This window comes from Flavobacterium sp. 9AF, from assembly GCF_902506265.1.
Taxonomy (GTDB): domain Bacteria; phylum Bacteroidota; class Bacteroidia; order Flavobacteriales; family Flavobacteriaceae; genus Flavobacterium.
This window is the reverse complement of the sequence record NZ_LR733556.1, coordinates 417,784-437,446: the sequence shown is the minus strand read 5'-3', so window position 1 is coordinate 437,446 and position 19,663 is coordinate 417,784. Positions and strand designations below refer to the sequence as shown.

The window sequence follows — 19,663 nt, the reverse complement described above, 5'->3', positions numbered from 1 at the left end:
TAAATTAACTGATTTTTTGAAGCGCTTTTTTATCTTTTAAAAAAATCTTTTTACCTTGTAAATCAATGATTTTACTCTTGTTGAATTCTGATAATAAGCGAATACAACTTTCAGTTGCTGTACCTATCATTCCAGCTAGTTCTTCTCTAGAAAGTTGAATTTTTATACTTTGATCTTCATTTTTTCCAAAGGTTTCCTCTAAATAAATTAAAGTTTCAGCTAAACGTTGCTTAACTGTTTTTTGAGCCATATCGACCATATGATCATCAGCCTCTTTTAAATCACCACAAATCGTTTTCATTACATTCATTGAAAAATCATTGTTTTGATTGAAAAATTGTAATATTTCACTTTTGGGTACAAAGCAGACCTCCATATCTTCTAAAGCAACGGCCGATAAATTTGCCGATTCTTCACTTATCATGGAGCGTTGACCTAAAAGTTCTCCAGCCTTAACTAATTTTACAATTTGATCTTTTCCGTTAGAACTTAATTTAGATAATTTGCAAACTCCATCTTTTATACAATATACGCCATTTAAATTTTCTCCTTCTTCAAATATTGATTCTCCTTTTTTAATTGTATAAGAAGTTTTACAATTAGCCATTTGAACCAACTGTTCTTTGGTTAGTGCTTTAATAGAACTAAATTGTCTTACAATGCATTGTTCGCACTTGCTCATAAAGATTTACTATTTTTTTTCAAATATAATTAAAGTATGACAAATATCATATTTTTAATTTGATACAATTGCAACCTTTGTTACAGGTAAAATGAGCAAATTTATGGATACAAAAAATTGTTTCCATTGTGGTACTGAAGTGTCTAATAATGAAGAAATTATTTTTGATAACAGAAGTTTTTGTTGTAATGGTTGTAAAACGGTTTACGAAATTTTTAATCAAAATGATTTAACTTGTTATTATGACTTTGAACAAGCTCCAGGAGCGACACCACAAGATATTATAGGAAAATATGATTTTTTAGATGATGAAAAAATTATTAATAAACTACTGGATTTTCAAGAAGAGACAACATCTATTGTTTCACTTTTCATACCTCATATACATTGTAGCTCGTGTATTTGGATTTTGGAAAATTTACAAAAGTTGCAAGAAGGAATAAGTAGTTCACAAGTTAATTTCCCGGAGAAAAAAGTTCGTATAACTTTCGATGCTTCTAAAACTTCTTTAAAAGAAATTACTTATTTGTTAAGTTCTATTGGATATGAGCCTTATATAAGTTTAGAAAATTTTGAAGCGGGTAAAAAAAATGTTGATCGAAGTCTAATATATAAATTAGGAGTAGCTTTTTTTTGTTTTGGAAATATTATGCTATTATCCTTTCCAGAATATTTTGAAGTTGAAGAATATTGGATTAATCAATACAGAGGGTTCTTTCGTTGGTTAATTTTTGCTTTGTCTTTGCCATCTTTTATTTATTCTGCTAGTGATTATTATGTTTCTGCTTATAAAAGTATCAAATCTAAATTACTAAATATTGATATTCCTATTGCATTAGGAATCATAGTTATGTTTATTCGCAGTACAGTTGATATTATTTTTGACTATGGGCAAGGTTTTTTTGATAGTTTGACAGGACTAGTTTTCTTTATGTTGTTAGGAAAATTATTTCAACAAAAAACATACAATTTCTTATCCTTTGAACGCGATTATAAATCCTATTTTCCTATTGCAATTACAAAATTGAATAATGATGGCTCAGAAATTCCTGTTCAAGTATATGATATTGAAAAAGGGGATCGATTATTAATACGTAATCAAGAATTATTACCAGTAGATGCAGTTCTAATTTCTGAAAAAGCAGCCATTGATTATAGTTTCGTTACAGGTGAAGCTGTACCGATTGAAAAAAAATCAGGAGATAAAGTTTTTGCTGGCGGAAAATTGACCGGAAAAAGTATAGAAATTGAAGTGCTTTTTTCTGTTTCCCAAAGTTATTTAACACAATTATGGGGCAATGATGTTTTTCAAAAGAAAATCCAACAAAAGCATAAAACAATTACAGACCGTGTGAGTCATTATTTTACTCCTATTTTATTAATATTAGCTTTTTCTGTTTTCTTCATTTGGTTGTTTATTGATTTAAAAACTGCCTTTACTGTTTTTACGGCTGTTTTAATTGTAGCTTGTCCTTGTGCCTTAGCTTTAACAGCACCTTTTACATTAGGAAATGTCCTACGAATCATGGGAAAACAAAAAATGTATTTGAAGAATGCATTGGTAATTGAACAATTAGCAAAAGTAGATACTTTAGTCTTTGATAAAACAGGTACAATAACTACTAATAAAAAGACTTCGATTACTTATGAAGGCAAAAATTTAAGTGAAAATGAAGTAATGTTTTTAAAAAATGCGCTACGAGGTTCTAATCATCCTTTGAGTAGAAGGTTATATGATTACTTACCCCAAACCGATAAAATAGCACCCACACATTTCGAAGAAATTATTGGTAAAGGAGTTGAAGCTAGTTTCAATGAAAACACATTAAAATTAGGGTCTTCAGATTATCTAAATCATATTAGTGAAAATACTCATAAAAAAACCAAAGTTCATATTGAAATTAATGGGATTTACAAAGGAAGTTTTGTTTTTAATAATCAGTACAGACAGGGGTTGGAAGAATTATTTGAAAATTTATCTAAAAAATATCATTTGAGTATTTTATCTGGTGATAATGATGGTGAAAGGAAGATCTTAGAAAAAATGTTACCTAAAGATACACAACTCATTTTTAACCAAAAACCAGAGCAAAAGTTGAAATACATAGAAAATTTGCAAAAGGAAGGTAAAAATGTAATGATGATAGGAGATGGTCTTAATGATGCTGGAGCTCTGGCACAAAGTAATGTGGGAATATCCATTTCAGAAAATGTAAACGTTTTTTCTCCAGCATGTGATGGTATTATGGATGCTAGCGAATTTTCAAATATTGGATATTATTTGGACTATTCCAAAAATGCAATGAAAACTATATACATGAGTTTTGGTTTATCATTATTATACAACTTAGTAGGCTTGTCCTTTGCTGTTTCAGGAAATTTATCACCTTTAGTAGCTGCAATAATAATGCCCTTAAGTTCAATTACCATAGTAAGTTTTGTGACTTTAATGAGTAATTTTTATGCAAAAAAGAATCGAAAATAAAAAGTTCATATTGGTTTGCTTTCAAATAAGGTAAGTATGATAAATATCATATTTTTTGAAAAAGCGTACTATTAACTTTGTTAACATAATTTTAAGGTATGAGTGTCATTTATATTTTAATCACAGTAAGTATTTTAGTTGCAATTGTCTTTTTAGTTGCTTTTATAAAAGCAGTGCGAAGTGGGCAATTTGACGACGATTATACACCATCAGTCAGAATGCTATTTGACGATGAATTAAAAAAAAGCCCAAGTAAAATAATTAAAAAGTAGAAAAACAAAAAAATTAATCTAATTATGGAAATGCAACAATTTTATTACGACAACAAAATTGTAAAGAAATTCCTTTATGCAAGTATCTTGTTTGGAGTGGTAGGTATGCTCGTTGGTCTCACAGTTGCCTTTATGTTTCTTTTTCCAAATATGACCGATGGAATCTCTTGGTTAAGTTTTGGAAGATTAAGACCGTTACACACTAATGCTGTTATTTTTGCCTTTGTAGGTAATGCTATTTTTGCAGGTGTGTACTATTCGTTACAAAGATTATTAAAAACTAGAATGTATAGTGATGTTTTAAGTAACATTAATTTCTGGGGATGGCAATTAATCATTGTAGCAGCTGCCATTACCTTACCTTTAGGATATACAACTTCTAAAGAATATGCAGAATTAGAATGGCCTATAGATATTGCTATTGCCTTAATTTGGGTAGTATTTGGTATCAATATGATTATGACAATTTTACGTAGAAGAGAGCGACATTTATATGTAGCTATCTGGTTTTATATTGCCACTTTTGTAACTGTTGCCGTATTACATATCTTTAATAGTTTGGAACTACCTGTTTCTGCATTAAAAAGTTATTCTGTATATGCTGGTGTTCAAGATGCTTTAGTACAATGGTGGTATGGACACAATGCGGTGGCTTTCTTTTTAACCACACCTTTCCTTGGATTGATGTATTATTTTGTACCTAAAGCTGCAAACAGACCTGTATATTCTTATCGCTTATCCATTATACATTTTTGGTCATTAATCTTCATTTACATTTGGGCAGGTCCTCACCATCTATTATATACTGCTCTACCAGATTGGGCACAAAATTTAGGAGTAGTTTTTTCTGTAATGCTTATTGCTCCATCTTGGGGAGGAATGATTAATGGGTTATTAACTTTAAGAGGTGTTTGGGATAAAGTGCGTACAGAACCTGTTTTAAAATTCTTTGTTGTAGGTATTACAGGTTATGGTATGGCTACTTTTGAAGGACCAATGTTGTCTCTTAAAAATGTAAACGCAATTGCCCATTTTACGGATTGGATTGTAGCTCACGTTCATGTTGGAGCATTAGCATGGAACGGTTTTATGACATTTGGTATGATTTATTGGTTAATTCCTAGAATGACTAAAACAAAACTATATTCTACTGCTTTAGCTAATTTCCATTTCTGGATTGGAACTCTTGGAATTATTTTATATGCGTTACCAATGTATGTAGCAGGATTTACACAAGCTTCTATGTGGAAACAATTTAAACCTGATGGCACTTTACAATACGGAAATTTCTTAGAAACAGTTACTGAAATTATGCCTATGTATTTGATGAGAGCTATTGGAGGAACATTATTTGTAATTGGATTATTAGTATTAGTTTACAATGTGGCTCGCACGGTAATGGCGGGAAAACCAGTGGAAGACGAATTAGCTGAAGCACCGGCATTAACTAAAATTGCTTCTGGACGATTAAAAGGTGAAAAATTCCATCCATGGTTAGAAAGAAAGCCAATTCAGTTAACTATTTTAGCAACCATTGCGATTTTAATTGGAGGTATTTTGCAAATTGTACCTACTATCATGGTAAAATCAAATATCCCCACTATAGCTAGTGTAAAACCTTACACGCCTTTAGAATTAGAAGGTAGAGATATTTACATTAGAGAGGGGTGTAATAACTGTCACTCTCAAATGGTAAGGCCTTTCCGTTCCGAAGTTGTGCGTTATGGAGAATATTCAAAAGCAGGAGAATTTGTATATGACCATCCATTTTTATGGGGTTCTAAACGTACAGGCCCAGATTTAGCTCGTGAAGGCGTTTCGGGTAAACCAAATAATGGTGGACGTTCAGATGATTGGCATTTCAATCACTTATGGGACCCGCAAAGTACTTCTTCTGGTTCTATTATGCCAGGCTATAAATGGGTAATTAGAAATAAATTAGATACATCTACTACTCAAGAAAAAATGAAAGTAATGCAAACATTAGGTGTGCCATATACAAATGAAGATGTAAAAAATGCTCATATAAATATGAAAGAGCAAGCTTCTAAGATTGAGGCAAACTTAATGAAGAATAATGATATCAAAAAATCATTTGATGAGCAAAAAGCAACTAGTGGTGCGGAATTTGTACCTGTAAAAGATAGAGAAATTACTGCTTTGATTGCTTACTTACAACGTTTAGGAACTGATATTACAAAAGAAGATAACGCTAAAAAATAAACAGTATGTTAAAATTTATCAAACATAATTTAGAAACAATAGCGGGTGTTGAGATTTATCCAATCCTATCCTTAGGTATATTTTTTACATTCTTTCTAGTTCTTTTTATATGGGTTTTTACTTATAAAAAGGAAAAAATAAAAGAATTAAGCGAATTACCCATAAAAGACGAATTATAATATATAGATACAATCTATTATAAATAAAATTACATATATGAAAAACATCATCCCTTCATACGTTAGAGTTCCATTAATCTTTGCAGCCGTTTTTGCAGGAATGGAATACTTTATAGATTCTGGTGAAAAACCGGCTTTTATAGAGTACCCTATGGTTTCTGTCTTCTTATTTGTTTTTCTATTTCTTTTAATTGCAATTGAAATAGTAATTAGCGCGGTGGATAAAGTTACTTATCAACTATTGAGCGAAGAACAGAAAAAACAATTAAAAGAAGCACAAGAGTTACCATTTACAGAAAGTGCATTCTATAAAAATATCATGAAAAAATTAACAAGGTCCAAAGCGATTGAGCAAGAAGCCGATGTTATGTTAGATCACAATTATGATGGTATTAAAGAATTAGATAATGTATTACCTCCTTGGTGGGTGTATTTATTTTATGGAACACTAATTTTTGCAGCAGTTTATTTAATTCGTTTTCATATTGTTGGAGATTATACTCAAAAAGAAGAATATGAAATGGCTATGTTAGATGCGCAAAAAGAACATGAAGAATATTTGAAAAATGCTCCCGATTTAGTGAATTTGGATAATGTTGAACTTATGAAAGATGCAGCAAGTATCGCAGATGGTAAAAGAATTTTTACTGAAAATAACTGTGCTTCTTGTCATAAAGAAAATTTAGAAGGTAATATTGGTCCAAATTTAACTGACGCTTATTGGATCAATGGTGGAGGAATAAAAAATATCTTTAAAGTAATTTCTGAAGGTAGTCAAAAAAATACAGTAATGGCTCCTTGGAAAGAAGTAATTAAACCAACTGATATTCAGAAATTAGCAAGTTATATTATTTCATTACAAGGTTCTAATCCTGCAAATGCAAAAGCACCTGAAGGGGAACTTTGGGTAGAAGAAGGAGCAGCTGTAGAAGCTAAAAAAATAACTGATGAAGTAACAAAAGTTACTGATAGTATCGTAGCTGAGTAGTAAATTAGAGGTTTATTATAAACCTCTTTTTTAATCAAATTAATTTATATAATTATGTCAAATTTACCAGATGAAAGTTTTAGAGATAGCATTGCTACTATAAACGAAGAAGGAAAACGAAATTTTATTTTTCCTAAAAAACCCTCTGGAAAATATTATGATAAGAGAAAGTTATTAAGTTATTTTCTTTTAGCATTTTTACTCTCGGCACCTTTTATTAAAATAAATGGTAATCAGTTTTTATTATTTAATGTATTAGAACGTAAGTTTTCCATTTTTGGTTTCCCATTTTGGCCACAAGATTTCTATATTTTTGTATTATCGATGATTATAGGAGTGGTGGGTTTAACCTTATTTACAGTTGCTTTTGGGCGCATATTTTGCGGTTGGTTTTGTCCACAGACTATTTTTATGGAAATGGTTTTCAGAAGAATAGAATATTGGATTGATGGAGATAGAGGCGCACAAATGCGTTTGGCAAAACAAGAATGGAATGCAGAAAAAATTAGAAAAAGACTTATAAAATGGGTTATATTTTTTGTAATTTCTTTTTTAATTGCTAATGTATTTCTTGCGTATCTTATAGGTAGTGATAAATTGTTAGAATACATAGAAGAAGGACCAAGCGAGAATATAAGTACTCTTATTGCTTTACTCATTTTTACAGGAGTGTTCTATTTTATTTTTGCATGGTTTAGAGAACAAGTTTGTATTATAGCTTGTCCCTATGGAAGAATGCAAGGTGTTTTATTAGATAATAAATCAATAAATGTTGCTTATGATCATGTAAGGGGTGAAGGCGAAAAAGGAAGAGCCAAATGGGACAAAAGAGAAGATAGAAGCATTTCTGGTAAAGGAGATTGTATCGATTGCAAACAATGTATTGTAGTTTGTCCTACAGGAATAGATATTCGAAATGGAACTCAACTAGAATGTATCAATTGTACAGCGTGTATCGATGAGTGTGATACTATTATGGATAAAGTAGGTTTACCTAAAGGATTGATTCGTTATGCCAGTGAAGATGAAATTGTAAAGAAAGAAAAGTTCAAACTTACAACCAGAATGAAAGGTTACATTGCAGTATTAACCATTCTCATAGGTGTTTTGATTGGTCTACTTTTCTTGCGTAATGATGTGGAAGCTAATGTATTCAGACTACCAGGACAACTATATGAACAAAAAGGGACAGTAATAAGTAATGTTTTTACTTACAAAATAGTGAATAAAACTGTCAAAGATTTTGAAAATGTTTCCTTTAAATTAGAAAAACCACTAGGAGAAATTAAATTAGTCGGTAACAAACATATTGTAGTAAAAAAAGAAGCCTTGTACCAAGGAACATTATTTATTGAAATACCCATTAATGAAGTAAAAGAAGATAAAATGAAAGTTAAAATTGGAGTGTATAACGATGGCAAATTAATCGAAACTACAACCACAACATTCTTAGGACCAAGGTCTTTTAATTAACAGAGTTGTCACTTCGAGCGCATTCGAGAAGTTTTGTTTGCTACACTGTGGTTCTTATGCATTTTTCAATTCATTTGATGGTGTAAAGATTACTCGAATTGACGATATATATATAAAATACTAACAGAGGATGCGATTACTTCGTTCCTCGTAATGACAAAAAATATGAAAATAAATTGGGGAACAGGTATTGTAATTGCGTTTGGATTGTTTATGACATTTATCTTGTTTTTTGTGTTCAAAGTGCAATCTAATTCTAAATACGATAACGAATTGGTAACAGAGGATTATTACCAACAAGAACTTAAAGTACAGGGAAATATCAATCGAACATCAAATGCAAATGCTTTGATTAATAAAGTAAAAATTGAAAAAGTTACAGAAGGAATTCAAGTTGCTTTTCCAAACGATTTTAACTATAAAAATATAAAAGGTAAAGTGTCCTTATATAGACCGTCTAACCAGAAATTAGATTCTGAAATGGAAATTTCATTGTCTTCTTCAAATTTGCTCATACCTAAAAGTAACTTGGTAGGCGGTCTTTGGGACATTACAGTAGAATGGGAATACGATGGCGTGCAATATAGAAACAAACAGTCGGTTTATTATTAGTTTTTTAGTGATTAGTAGTTTGTAATTAGTGGTTAGTATTTTAAGGAGCATAACAATACGGCTTCGGAAGAAGATCACACCCGCTATCCGTTACAATCTTTTCTTTTTGCTTTTCGACTGCGCTCAAAATGACAAAAAGAAAAGGATTTCTACTGCTATCGGGGCTAAAAATCACGTTTCAATTTTTAAACACAAACAAAAAACACATAACAGATATCAGTCAAAAAAATGCTTTACACCGCTATCATATTTGGTTTAATCAGTAGTTTTCACTGCATTGGTATGTGCGGACCTATTGCTATGATGTTACCTGTGGATAGAAATAATAAAGTTAAAAAAATAACACAAATATTTGTGTATCACTTGGGCAGAATAATTGCCTATAGTTCATTAGGTTTAGTTTTTGGGGTATTGGGTAAAGGTTTTTTCTTGGCAGGAATGCAACAACAATTATCTATATTAGTTGGTATTCTAATAATTTTAATTGCATTGATACCTGAAAAAACTTTGGCCCAATATAATTTTTCAAAACCAGTTTATAAAATTATTTCCAAAGTAAAGACTCATTTAGGCAAACAATTTAAAAAGAAATCGTATTCTTCACTTTTTACAATAGGATTGCTAAATGGTTATTTACCTTGCGGAATGGTTTATGTAGCACTTTTTGGAGCATTGGCTATGCCTTATCTATCTTATAGTATTTTATATATGCTTCTTTATGGTTTAGGAACCATCCCTTTAATGAGTTTGGTAGTATTAGTCTCAAATTTAATTACAAATCCAATTAGAAATACTATACAAAAAGTAATTCCTTTGATAGCAATTTTTATTGGCATTTTATTTATTACAAGAGGACTAGGCTTAAATATTCCTTACATTTCTCCAAGTACAACCAGCCTTTTTGTACAAGCAGAAGCCAATTGTCATTAGGTAGAAATGGTTTAAGATTGTTTAAAATTGTTTAAGGGTTTTAAAGTTAAAGGTTGTTTTATAAAGGTAATTAAATACTCGCAATCTTGTCACCCTGTAAAGGTCTCATTCAGTAAGTAATATTATGAGTGAGCTACTTATGAAATGTTTACAATATTACAAGTTTGTGAATCCTTTTCTAGTTTTATATAAATAATACTCAAAACGATATAAAAAAAGATACCATTCATATCTTATTCCACCTAATTGCCAATTAACATCAAACTTCTTTTTTTCTTTTGTAGGCTTTCCAATAGAACTTAAATAAGGAGGTATAGCCACTTTACAATGCCACATGGGATCATTGTTCTTTATCGTTTCATAGAAATCTTTAGTATGAGAAGTTTTTAGAAAATATTTAATATCAATAACGGTTTTATCTTTTGTAGCCTTATAAATGTAGAAATTTATATCATACAGATTAGTATAAAGTAAAGCTAAATCTTGCGTAATTTCTTCTAAATGTTTAGGAGCTATACCTTCATTAGTTTTTTTTCTAATTTTATTTTTTTCAAATAAATTCTTACCAATAGTTTCATCAATTTCCGATAATATATAATACCAATTTTTAGATAGGGTATTACAGCAAAGATCATTTACCATAGTAATTAAGCATTTGGTTACATCGGATATTTTAATTTCTAGATTTTCTAATGTCATATTGTAAGATGAGATGTAATTATTAATCTCCAATGTAAAAATAATAAAAATAGAATTTTCAAGATTTTATTAGTTTGATGAATGGTATAAAACCTAAAATTTATCCTTTAAGTATAAATTTAGGTTATTAGACATAAAATTTAGGTATTTAGGTTTAAAAAGTTAAGTTATTAACCTAAAAATGCTCTTCTATTAATCTCTTTTCTTTTTCGATTTTTTACTTTCTAACTGATATAAGTGTAGTAATTTGTCAGTTAGCTTCACTAGTGTGTAACATCTCTTTTTATATTGACATATAAATATGAATATTGAACGAAAAATGAGAGAAAAGTATTGTTGAAAAAGGTTGAAGTGTTTTTAAAAATCAACGGGTTAACTGTTAATAATTTCATAAAGTCTTCTGTATAAGAAGTAATTTAAAAAATTAAATGTATCTTACAAATAATTCAACATACAAACAATTTAATTATGAAAAATGTAAAAATGATAGGTAAAAGCCTAAGTAAAGATGAGCTTAAAAACATTAATGGAGGTTGGAAAACGAAGGAAAGCTGTGACGCTATGGGAGGTTTTTGGGGACAAATGGCAGTTTCAGGTGTATGGTGCTGCACTATTCCTGGAGGGCAATCTTACTGTCCATAACAATGATTAAGATTAATAAAACTAAAAGGCAATCTATAGGATTGCCTTTTTAGTTCAAAATGGTCTAAGTTTTACTTTTTTAATTAGAAAGGTTAATCAAAATACATTTGCCATTATATCCAACAACAATCATTTTGTAATCATTTATAAAGGCTATATCGTTCCAACCAGCAACAACAAAATTATGATTGATTTTTTGCCAAGTTTGGCCATTATTTTTAGATACAATAATAAATTCAGGATTGGTTAAATCATTAAATGAATTGGTACCAATGATTCCTATAGTGTTATTTTTATAAGCAACTCGATTTAATTTATTAGTATAATTGGTATTAATTTTATTCCAAGTAAGTCCTTTATTTGTGGTTTTATATACTTCTCCAAATTCATTAGATGAAGTTACTCCATTATTGCCCACCATATAACCTTCTGAGCCCTGTAAAGAAATATCCGTTAAAAGTATTTCAGTAGTTATAGTGGTAGTTGTCCAAGTTGTGCCACTATCAATGCTTTTCAATACCTTTCCTTGGGTATAATTTCCTCCGGTGATTAATAAAACATATTTACCATTTTCAAAATAGGAAGTTATACTTTCTAGTTTTGTATTTGTTAAATAGGTATTCTGATCTTCATTGCTTAATGCTTCTTCCCACGTGTTTCCACCATCGGTAGTTTTCAACAATTTTCCATTAGCATTTAAAGAGCCTAGAATAAAACCATTATTAGCATCAATGAAGTATATTCTAGAAGCATAAAAGGATTCAGTAGTAATACTACTTTCTGACCAAGAAGCACCAGAATCTAATGATTTTAATAAAATATTGGAATTTGTAGTTGCGTATAAAATACCATTGTGATCTGTTATATGTGTAATATAAAATCCATTTTGAGAAGTATAAATTGAATTCCAAGTAACTCCACCATCTATTGATTTTAAAATAATAGCATTTTGATCTTGTGTTACTAATGAAGCATTTCCTCCAGCAATATAACCTATATTTTGAGAGATAAAATGAATTGAATGTAAATTTTTTGTAGTAGCAGTTGTTACTGTTGTAGCTGAAGTAATGAATATCTCATTTTGAGGTGAATCAGTTTGTTGAGATTGAGTATCCTCATTAGAACAGCTGGTTAATAGAATTACTAATGCAATAATACTTGAGAAAAACTTTTTTTTCATTTAAAAATAATTTGGTTTAAATATTTGTATGATTTATTTTACAAAATTACACAAAATTAAACCTTACAAGTATTAATTTATAGTTAAGAAGTAAAATTTCTTATAAACTCTTGATATATAATTTTTTCTATTGATTTTAATTCTGGATTTATATTGTCATTGAGAATAATTGCGTTTGTGGTGCTTTTCTTTTTAATCGTAAATCAAATGCCATACAAATATTTCTAACAAAAGGTTTTCCTTTTTCCGTTACTATGATTGTCTTGTCATTAATTTTTAATAAGCCATCATGCTCCATTTCATACAAAGAATCTAGAATGATTTCTATTTCTGGAAAGTAAGAATCTTGTGTTTTCCATGAAGTTTGAAATTGACACATTAAATTGAGTATGTGTTTGCGAATAATTAAATCTTCCTGAGTTAAAATATGTCCTCTAAAAATAGGTAATTCATCTTGGTCTAATTTCGAATAATATTCTTCAATTGTTTTTGCATTTTGCGCAAAAGCGGTCCATGAATCACTAATAGACGAAACACCCAACCCAATCATAACTTCTGTTTTAGAAGCAGTATAACCCATAAAATTGCGATGTAACATTCCTTTTTTAAAAGCAGTAGTCATGCTATCATTTTTTAAAGCAAAATGATCCATTCCTATTTCAATGTATTTTCGGTGTAGAAGTTCTAATTTGCCTTGTTCATATAATTCTCTTTTAATCTCGTCCTTTGGTAAATCTTCATCATTAAACCCACGTTGACCGTTACCTTTAATCCAAGGAACATGTGCGTAACTATAAAAAGCCAATCGATCGGGTTGTAAAGAATTAGTTTTTGCAATGGTATCTAGTACATTTTCTAAGGTTTGAAAAGGTAGTCCAAAAATTAAATCGTGACCAACAGAGGTATAACCAATTTCTCTCGCCCAAAAAGTTACTTTGGCTACATTGTGAAACGATTGTTTTCTATGAATGGCATTTTGTACCTTTTCAGCATAATCTTGTACTCCAAAACTCACTCTTCTAAAACCTAAATGATATAAAGTTTGCAGGTGTTCATATGTCGTATTATTAGGATGTCCTTCAAAGCTAAATTCATAGTTTTCCGCTTTATCTGCATTTATAAATAATCCATTTATAAGTAATGTTAGGTTTTCTGGAGAAAAGAATGTAGGAGTTCCTCCTCCTAGATGGATTTCTTTAATTTGTGGTCTTTGTGGTAATAATTCACAGTATAATTCCCATTCTTTTAATACTGCAGTAATATAAGGATGTTCTACATCATGTCTCTTCGTGATTCTTTTATTGCAACCACAAAAAGTACATAGACTTTCACAAAAAGGCAAGTGTATATATAAACTAATCCCTTCATTACTATTAGAACTTATAAATGATTCTTTCAATTTTTTTTTCCATTGATCTATTGTAAATAAATTTTCTTCCCAATAAGGAACTGTGGGATAACTGGTATATCTTGGTCCAGGAACATTATATTTTTGAATCAAACTCATGGTACAAAATTTATTCAAAAGTAAACAGACAGTTGCAGGCTAAAAATGATAAATATCATGTGGAAGTCGAAAGTCAAAAGTCGAAAGTCAAAAGTTGAAAGTGAAAAGTCGAAAGTAGAAATTGATAAGCATTCAGTAATTAGTACTGATTTTTTTGATAACAATTATTTGTTTTTAATTTGTTATATTATATTTATTACAACTTTCTTTTATCTAATGAGCGGTCAGTCGAAGTATCGAGAAGTTATTAGTATATTCAATTGGTTGGGTATCTACTAGGTTCTAACCGAAAGAGTTCATATTACTAAATAATTAAAAATAAGTTGTAAATTCGTAATAAAATTCTTCAAAAATGCAAAAATTACTATTATTTTTTTGTTTACCAATACTATTTACGGCTTGTTCAGATAAATCCTTAATAACCATTAATAGTGTTTTTTTAAAAGATATTCATAACGATTCTATTAGTATAAGAGCTATAGCTATAGATAGTAACGAATTATGGTTTGCAGGTAATAATGGAAAATATGGAGCGATAGATTTAGTCACCCAAAAGAAATTTAGAGGAAGAATAGCAAAGGATTCATTGCATCCAGAATTTAGAAGTATAGCTAAAACGAAAGAAGCTATTTTTGTATTGAGTGTAGCTAATCCAGGTTTGTTGTACAAGATTAGTAAAGATAAAACAGTGGTAAAATTGGTGTATCATGAAGTAGATGAAAAAGTATTTTACGACAGTATGCAATTTTTAGATGATTCTTTCGGTGTAGCAATGGGTGATCCTGTTTTAGATTGCTTGAATATTATTATTACTCATGATGGAGGCAATTCTTGGCAGAAAATACCTTGTGAAAAATTGCCTAAAGTAACAGAAGGTGAAGCCGCATTTGCTGCGAGTAATACGAATGTTATCTTACGTGGAAGCAAAATTTTTATTGTTTCTGGTGGGAAAAAAGCGCGTTGTTTTGTTAGTGAAGATAAAGGAATTACTTGGCAAGTATATGAAACTCCTATTGTACAAGGAAAAGCAATGACGGGTATTTTTACTGCCGATTTTTATAATGAAAAGATAGGTTTTATTGCTGGAGGAGATTATGAAAAACAAGAAGCCAATATTGACAATAAAGCTATTACAAATGATGGTGGTAAAACTTGGAAATTGGTAGGACGAAATGAGGGCTTTGGATATGCATCTTGTGTTCAATTTGTACCCAAAAGTGATGGAAAATCGTTAGTTTGTGTAGGAGGAACAGGCATACATTTTTCAAATGATAGTGGTGTAACTTGGAAAAAATTAGCAAAAGATAATGATTTATATACGTTGCGATTTCTTAATGATTCGATAGCCTATGCAGCAGGTAAAAATAGAGTAGTGGAGTTAAGGTTTAGAGAGTAATAAATGATTTTTATTGTCTTTTTAAACAATGTATTGGTAAAATATAGATACTGCAAACGAGTTGGTTATTCAGTAAAGCGGGTTGCTATCCTTCCATAGTTAAAAGTTCTTTTATAATTTTTTTTACAAGCTTCACTAAGTTTAGTTCATGCAAATTTAATAGCTATAATCTTCCCATTAGAATCAATCGTTAAATACATAAAAAAAAGAAGAAATAGTATAATGATTTTTTTCTCTACATTTTACAATTATTGGTATTAGCTGTTTAATAACAAATTTATTTAGTTCTAATTCAATTTTTTATAATGTGCTTTTATTTCTTTTGAATCATATATAGTATCACAACTTTTAGTTTGTGAAAAACAATTAGGGTAACTTAAAGTTATAAATAATATAAATAGAACTAGTTTTATTTTCAAAGTTTTTAAATCTTATCTTACTTTATTTAGTTTTCAAAAATTCTTCCATCACATCTTCATAAGAACGATAGTCTCCTAGTCTAACTGTGTCAAATTCATCTTTGTTTTCATGAGTGTAAATGCCTATGTGATGTAATGCAATATTAATGGCATTAGTTACTAATTTTGCTTTTTCAGGTGTTTTTGGATTTTCAATCATATCATATGAAATAAGAGGCTCTGAAACAGCTTTTCCATTTTCCCAAATCATGGACATTTGATAACCTGGACCACCAAAATAATCGGTTTCAATATATATACATTTGCCCTTGAAAGACAATTCTTTTATAACTTGTTTAATTTCTGAAGTTAATTCTTGAAAAGGTTCAATTTTTTTTTCAGAATAACTAGAACTATATTTTGGTACAAATGTTATTAAATAATAGTTTCCAACTAAGTTAACATGTGGCAATTTTCCATCATATTTAAAACTAGTAATAATTCCATTAATAGTATGTGCCATATTGTATTGATAAAGCATGAATTAATTTTGAAATATAAACAAAATAGTTAGATTAATAGGTGATTTATAATGAAAAAGCGCAAACAAAATTAGTTTACGCTTTATATTAATTTATTTTCAAATTGAATTAAACAGTTTTAACAACTTCTTCAATTCCTCTTCTCGATTTTGGTTTTATTTGGGGTTGATTGGCATCTTCAATATCCCTATAACCAATAGCAACAGCTACTAAGGCATGATGATTTTCAGATTTTAGAATTGCATCATATTTATAGGGTTCGATACCTTCCATTGGAGTAGAATCGATATGCATTGCTGCACAAGCACTCAAGAAAACGCCTAGAGCTAAATATACTTGTTTGTCAAACCATGCTTTTATTTCTGCTTCCGGTAAAGGTTTAATAAATTGGTTGTAATATCCTACAGCACCTTCTGGAAGTGTGGCCTGAATTTGTTTTTCAAACTCGACAATACTATCAATTCGGCTAAAAACAACTAGCGTATCACAATTGATTACTTTGGTATCATTAAAAAAAGATGCTTTGGCTAATTCGTTTTTGGTTTTTTCATCACTAATAAAAGTAAATTTCCAAGGTTGACTGTTTATTGAGGACGGACTCAGTCTTACAATTTCTTTTAATTGTTCTAAGGTTTTTTTTTCAATTTTTTTAGAAGCATCGTATTTTTTTGTCGTGTAACGCTCTTGTATAGCTGCAATAAAACTCATATTTTTGTGATTTGATTTATACTATATTTTTTATAGTTACAAAAGTAAGTATAGTATTTTTGTTGTGCAATAACGGTCAAAAAGGATAGTTTAAATTTAATAAAAAATAAAAGTATGTATACAGTAAAAGGAAAAGAATATCCTTGTTGTACCAGTGTTACGATGGGGATTATTGGTGGTAAGTGGAAATCGGTGATTTTATTTTATTTGATTAAAGAACCTTTACGTTACAATGAACTACGAAAAAAAATGAAAGATGTTACCGAACGCACCTTGAGTTTGCAGTTAAAAGACCTAGAAGCTGATGGTGTGATTCAAAGGCAGGTATATACTACAAAGCCTCCTTTAAAAGTGGAATATTCATTAACCGATTTTGGAAAAACGCTTATTCCACTTTTGCAAGAAATGGCTAAATGGGGTGATTATGTAGTGAAAAATGAATTGGAAACCACTATATAATTATTTTTTAGAACTCATTATGAAGGTTATTTTTCCGCCATTCATAATTTCATCATGGGTAATGTAATAACGATCTAACGTTTTTCCATTCAGGATAATTCTTTTTACATATGGATTAGTTTCTGATTGGTTTTGAGTAACAACTTCAAAAGTTTTCCCATTTTCTAAATGAATGATTGCATTGTTAATTAAAGGACTACCAATAGCGTATTCTAAAGAACCTGGAGCTACTGGATAAAACCCCATAGCACTGAAAATATACCAAGCACTCATTTGTCCGCAATCGTCATTTCCTCCTAAACCATCTGGTGTAGGTTTGTATTGCATTTTTAATATATGACGCACTCTTTCTTGCGTTTTCCAAGGTTGATCTGCCCAATTATACAAATAAACAACATGATGTGCAGGCTCATTTCCGTGTACATAACCTCCTATAATTCCATCTCTTGTGATGTCTTCGGTTTCTGCAAAGAAAGCATCAGATAAATGCATGGTGAAAAGGGTGTCTAATTTTTTACCAAATTGTTTTTTGCCTCCCATAATTGTTACCAATGCAGCAGGATTGTGCGGTACAAAAAAGCTGTAATTCCAACTGTTTCCTTCAATAAATCCTTGCCCATGAGTACTATAAGCATCAAAATCTTTTTTGAATGTTCCATTGGCTAATTTGGGTTCCATAAAACCTGAAACCGGATTGAAATTATTTCTCCAATTTTCGGAACGTTGTATAAACTCGTTGTAAATATCAGTCTTATTTAATTTTTTTGCCAATTGTGCAATAGTCCAATCGTCATAGGCATATTCTAAAGTATTGGAAACCGAAATACCACTTTTTTCGGCTGGAATATACCCTTTGTCGATATAGTAACCAATTCCTTCATAATTGCGCTTCCTTGCTGTAATTACACAAGCATTTAAAGCAGCTTCTGCATCACCTGTATACGTTCCTTTTAAGATAGCGTCTGCAATTACAGATACACTGTGATAACCACTCATGCACCAATTGTCATTCGCATGGTGACTCCAAATAGGAAGCATATGTAAACTACTTTGGTCATAATGAGCTATCATAGAAGCCACCATATCTGCATTTCTTTTGGGTTGGAGAACATTAAATAATGGATGTAAGGTTCTATACGTATCCCAAAGTGAAAAAGTAGTATAATTGGTAAAATCATTAGTTTGATGTACATCTTGATCTAACCCTTTGTATTCTCCATTTCTGTCTTGATAAACAGTAGGTGTTATAAAAGCATGATACATAGCGGTGTAGAAGTTGGTTTTATCATCAAGAGTGGCATCAACTTGGATTTTATTTAATTCTTGATTCCAGTCATCTTGTGTTTGTTTTTTTACTTTTTCAAAATCCCAATGCGGTATTTCTTCTATTAAATTTTGAAGAGCATTTTTTTGACTTACAGGTGATAAAGCAAATTTAACTTTAATTTTTTCATTTGCTTCTGTATCAAAATCAAAAAACATTCTTATTTTTTTACCCGCTATTTCTGGGAAATTATCTTCTTGATCAAATTTTCTCCAAAAACCTCGGTATACTTGTTTTTCATCAAAGTTTTTCTGACCATAATTCTTAAAAGGCTTGGAGAAACTCATGGCAAAATAGACTGTTCTGGTTCTAGCCCAACCATTGGTTTGTTTATAACCCGTTACCAAAGTATCATTTACAACTCTTATGTAAGTCCAAACATTTTTTTCGTCATAATTGTAAATTCCAGCCATTAAATCTAAAATAATATGAGCTTGATCGGTTTTTGGAAAGGTGTATTGATGCATACCTACACGAATAGAAGTTGTTAATTCTGCTGTAATATCGTAATCATCTAGTTTCACTTTGTAATATCCTGCTTCAGCAACTTCATTTTCATGAGAAAAAGTAGATCTAAACCCTTTTGAAGGTGCTTTTGCTGTTCCCGGATTTAATTGTAAATTTCCTGTTGTTGGCATAATTAAGAAATCCCCTAAATCGGAATGGCCTGTTCCACTAAAATGGGTATGGCTAAAACCAACTATAGTTTTGTCATCGTACTGGTAACCCGCACAATATTTATATACATCGGGATTGTATTTTCCATTAACAGCATAAGGAATGGTATCGGTATCTGGACTTAGTTGTACCATTCCAAATGGAGCGGTAGCACCGGGATAAACATGACCCATGCGTTGTGTTCCAATAATTGGTTTTACAAACGGAATTAAGTTTTTTGAAGTTTGTTGGCCAAAAATAAGCAGTGTAAAAAAACAGCTAACTGCTGAAAATAATGTTTTCATGT

The 19,663-nt window shown here is 30.3% G+C and carries 18 protein-coding genes; 11 read left to right on the top strand and 7 right to left on the bottom strand.

From position 1 onward, the window contains the following. Positions 1-4: 4 nt before the first annotated feature. A complete protein-coding gene (locus HALO113_RS02175) occupies positions 5-682 on the bottom strand; it encodes a Crp/Fnr family transcriptional regulator (RefSeq protein WP_159777457.1) in 678 nt (225 codons plus the stop codon). A gap of 103 nt (positions 683-785) precedes the next feature. On the opposite strand from HALO113_RS02175, the gene HALO113_RS02170 reads away from it, so the two are divergent. The 8 genes from HALO113_RS02170 (at position 786) to HALO113_RS02135 (ending at position 9,844) form a co-directional block, all read left to right on the top strand. Further along, positions 786-3,167, top strand: coding sequence for a heavy metal translocating P-type ATPase metal-binding domain-containing protein (locus HALO113_RS02170; protein ID WP_159777456.1), 2,382 nt, complete (start codon positions 786-788; stop codon positions 3,165-3,167). Between the two features lie 98 nt (positions 3,168-3,265). Next, positions 3,266-3,439, top strand: a complete 174-nt coding sequence (ccoS, locus tag HALO113_RS02165; RefSeq protein WP_159777455.1) for a cbb3-type cytochrome oxidase assembly protein CcoS — start codon at positions 3,266-3,268, stop codon at positions 3,437-3,439. Between the two features lie 24 nt (positions 3,440-3,463). Next, the gene (ccoN, locus tag HALO113_RS02160) at positions 3,464-5,662 is read left to right on the top strand and encodes a cytochrome-c oxidase, cbb3-type subunit I (protein WP_159777454.1); all 2,199 of its coding nucleotides are present in this window, start codon (positions 3,464-3,466) and stop codon (positions 5,660-5,662) included. 5 nt (positions 5,663-5,667) lie between these two features. Then, positions 5,668-5,841, top strand: coding sequence for a CcoQ/FixQ family Cbb3-type cytochrome c oxidase assembly chaperone (locus HALO113_RS02155; RefSeq protein WP_159777453.1), 174 nt, complete (start codon positions 5,668-5,670; stop codon positions 5,839-5,841). Between the two features lie 37 nt (positions 5,842-5,878). Continuing rightward, the gene (locus HALO113_RS02150) at positions 5,879-6,829 is read left to right on the top strand and encodes a cbb3-type cytochrome c oxidase N-terminal domain-containing protein (protein WP_159777452.1); all 951 of its coding nucleotides are present in this window, start codon (positions 5,879-5,881) and stop codon (positions 6,827-6,829) included. Positions 6,830-6,883: 54 nt separating this feature from the next. Next, positions 6,884-8,302 carry a cytochrome c oxidase accessory protein CcoG gene (ccoG, locus tag HALO113_RS02145; RefSeq protein ID WP_159777451.1) on the top strand — a complete coding sequence of 473 codons (1,419 nt, stop codon included), beginning with the start codon at positions 6,884-6,886 and terminating at the stop codon, positions 8,300-8,302. Positions 8,303-8,467: 165 nt separating this feature from the next. Further along, positions 8,468-8,914: a FixH family protein gene (locus tag HALO113_RS02140; RefSeq protein WP_159777450.1), complete on the top strand. Its 447-nt coding sequence runs from the start codon at positions 8,468-8,470 to the stop codon at positions 8,912-8,914. Positions 8,915-9,142: 228 nt separating this feature from the next. After that, positions 9,143-9,844 (top strand): sulfite exporter TauE/SafE family protein, encoded by a 702-nt coding sequence (locus HALO113_RS02135; protein WP_159777449.1) that lies wholly within the window; start codon positions 9,143-9,145, stop codon positions 9,842-9,844. 156 nt (positions 9,845-10,000) lie between these two features. On the opposite strand, the gene HALO113_RS02130 is transcribed toward HALO113_RS02135, so the two are convergent. Next, the gene (locus HALO113_RS02130) at positions 10,001-10,543 is read right to left on the bottom strand and encodes a hypothetical protein (RefSeq protein WP_159777448.1); all 543 of its coding nucleotides are present in this window, start codon (positions 10,541-10,543) and stop codon (positions 10,001-10,003) included. Positions 10,544-11,011: 468 nt separating this feature from the next. Between HALO113_RS02130 and HALO113_RS02125 the strand changes: the two genes are divergently transcribed. Then, entirely contained in the window at positions 11,012-11,185 is a 174-nt protein-coding gene (locus HALO113_RS02125; protein WP_159777447.1) for a bacteriocin, read from the top strand. A gap of 79 nt (positions 11,186-11,264) precedes the next feature. Here HALO113_RS02125 and HALO113_RS02120 read toward each other — a convergent pair whose 3' ends face one another. Both HALO113_RS02120 and hemN read right to left on the bottom strand, forming a co-directional pair. Further along, complete coding sequence (locus HALO113_RS02120; protein WP_159777446.1) at positions 11,265-12,365, bottom strand: YCF48-related protein; 1,101 nt, start codon at positions 12,363-12,365, stop codon at positions 11,265-11,267. 148 nt (positions 12,366-12,513) lie between these two features. Further along, complete coding sequence (gene hemN / locus HALO113_RS02115) at positions 12,514-13,872, bottom strand: oxygen-independent coproporphyrinogen III oxidase (RefSeq protein ID WP_159777445.1); 1,359 nt, start codon at positions 13,870-13,872, stop codon at positions 12,514-12,516. A gap of 352 nt (positions 13,873-14,224) precedes the next feature. On the opposite strand from hemN, the gene HALO113_RS02110 reads away from it, so the two are divergent. Then, positions 14,225-15,268, top strand: a complete 1,044-nt coding sequence (locus HALO113_RS02110; protein ID WP_159777444.1) for an oxidoreductase — start codon at positions 14,225-14,227, stop codon at positions 15,266-15,268. A gap of 441 nt (positions 15,269-15,709) precedes the next feature. Here HALO113_RS02110 and HALO113_RS02105 read toward each other — a convergent pair whose 3' ends face one another. Together HALO113_RS02105 and HALO113_RS02100 are read right to left on the bottom strand one after the other, a co-directional pair. Further along, positions 15,710-16,207, bottom strand: coding sequence for a hypothetical protein (locus HALO113_RS02105; RefSeq protein ID WP_159777443.1), 498 nt, complete (start codon positions 16,205-16,207; stop codon positions 15,710-15,712). A 109-nt stretch (positions 16,208-16,316) separates the two neighbouring features. Beyond that, complete coding sequence (locus tag HALO113_RS02100; RefSeq protein ID WP_201297554.1) at positions 16,317-16,916, bottom strand: NAD(P)H-dependent oxidoreductase; 600 nt, start codon at positions 16,914-16,916, stop codon at positions 16,317-16,319. A gap of 114 nt (positions 16,917-17,030) precedes the next feature. Here HALO113_RS02100 and HALO113_RS02095 point away from each other — a divergent pair, with 114 nt between their 5' ends. Beyond that, on the top strand, positions 17,031-17,375 hold the full coding sequence (locus HALO113_RS02095; protein ID WP_159777442.1) for a helix-turn-helix domain-containing protein: 345 nt from the start codon (positions 17,031-17,033) through the stop codon (positions 17,373-17,375). Here HALO113_RS02095 and HALO113_RS02090 read toward each other — a convergent pair whose 3' ends face one another. Further along, a complete protein-coding gene (locus HALO113_RS02090; protein ID WP_159777441.1) occupies positions 17,376-19,661 on the bottom strand; it encodes a GH92 family glycosyl hydrolase in 2,286 nt (761 codons plus the stop codon). Positions 19,662-19,663 lie beyond the last annotated feature (2 nt).

Bases quoted from the DNA above. Each gene is read 5' to 3' on its own strand.
- HALO113_RS02155 (WP_159777453.1), top strand. From the start codon at position 5,668: ATGTTAAAATTTATCAAACATAATTTAGAAACAATAGCGGGTGTTGAG.
- HALO113_RS02095 (WP_159777442.1), top strand. From the start codon at position 17,031: ATGTATACAGTAAAAGGAAAAGAATATCCTTGTTGTACCAGTGTTACG.
- HALO113_RS02140 (WP_159777450.1), top strand. From the start codon at position 8,468: ATGAAAATAAATTGGGGAACAGGTATTGTAATTGCGTTTGGATTGTTT.
- HALO113_RS02110 (WP_159777444.1), top strand. From the start codon at position 14,225: ATGCAAAAATTACTATTATTTTTTTGTTTACCAATACTATTTACGGCT.
- HALO113_RS02150 (WP_159777452.1), top strand. From the start codon at position 5,879: ATGAAAAACATCATCCCTTCATACGTTAGAGTTCCATTAATCTTTGCA.
- HALO113_RS02135 (WP_159777449.1), top strand. From the start codon at position 9,143: ATGCTTTACACCGCTATCATATTTGGTTTAATCAGTAGTTTTCACTGC.
- ccoN (WP_159777454.1), top strand. From the start codon at position 3,464: ATGGAAATGCAACAATTTTATTACGACAACAAAATTGTAAAGAAATTC.
- HALO113_RS02120 (WP_159777446.1), bottom strand. From the start codon at position 12,365: ATGAAAAAAAAGTTTTTCTCAAGTATTATTGCATTAGTAATTCTATTA.
- HALO113_RS02105 (WP_159777443.1), bottom strand. From the start codon at position 16,207: ATGCTTTATCAATACAATATGGCACATACTATTAATGGAATTATTACT.
- HALO113_RS02130 (WP_159777448.1), bottom strand. From the start codon at position 10,543: ATGACATTAGAAAATCTAGAAATTAAAATATCCGATGTAACCAAATGC.
- HALO113_RS02170 (WP_159777456.1), top strand. From the start codon at position 786: ATGGATACAAAAAATTGTTTCCATTGTGGTACTGAAGTGTCTAATAAT.
- HALO113_RS02175 (WP_159777457.1), bottom strand. From the start codon at position 682: ATGAGCAAGTGCGAACAATGCATTGTAAGACAATTTAGTTCTATTAAA.
- HALO113_RS02100 (WP_201297554.1), bottom strand. From the start codon at position 16,916: ATGAGTTTTATTGCAGCTATACAAGAGCGTTACACGACAAAAAAATAC.
- ccoG (WP_159777451.1), top strand. From the start codon at position 6,884: ATGTCAAATTTACCAGATGAAAGTTTTAGAGATAGCATTGCTACTATA.
- HALO113_RS02090 (WP_159777441.1), bottom strand. From the start codon at position 19,661: ATGAAAACATTATTTTCAGCAGTTAGCTGTTTTTTTACACTGCTTATT.
- ccoS (WP_159777455.1), top strand. From the start codon at position 3,266: ATGAGTGTCATTTATATTTTAATCACAGTAAGTATTTTAGTTGCAATT.
- hemN (WP_159777445.1), bottom strand. From the start codon at position 13,872: ATGAGTTTGATTCAAAAATATAATGTTCCTGGACCAAGATATACCAGT.
- HALO113_RS02125 (WP_159777447.1), top strand. From the start codon at position 11,012: ATGAAAAATGTAAAAATGATAGGTAAAAGCCTAAGTAAAGATGAGCTT.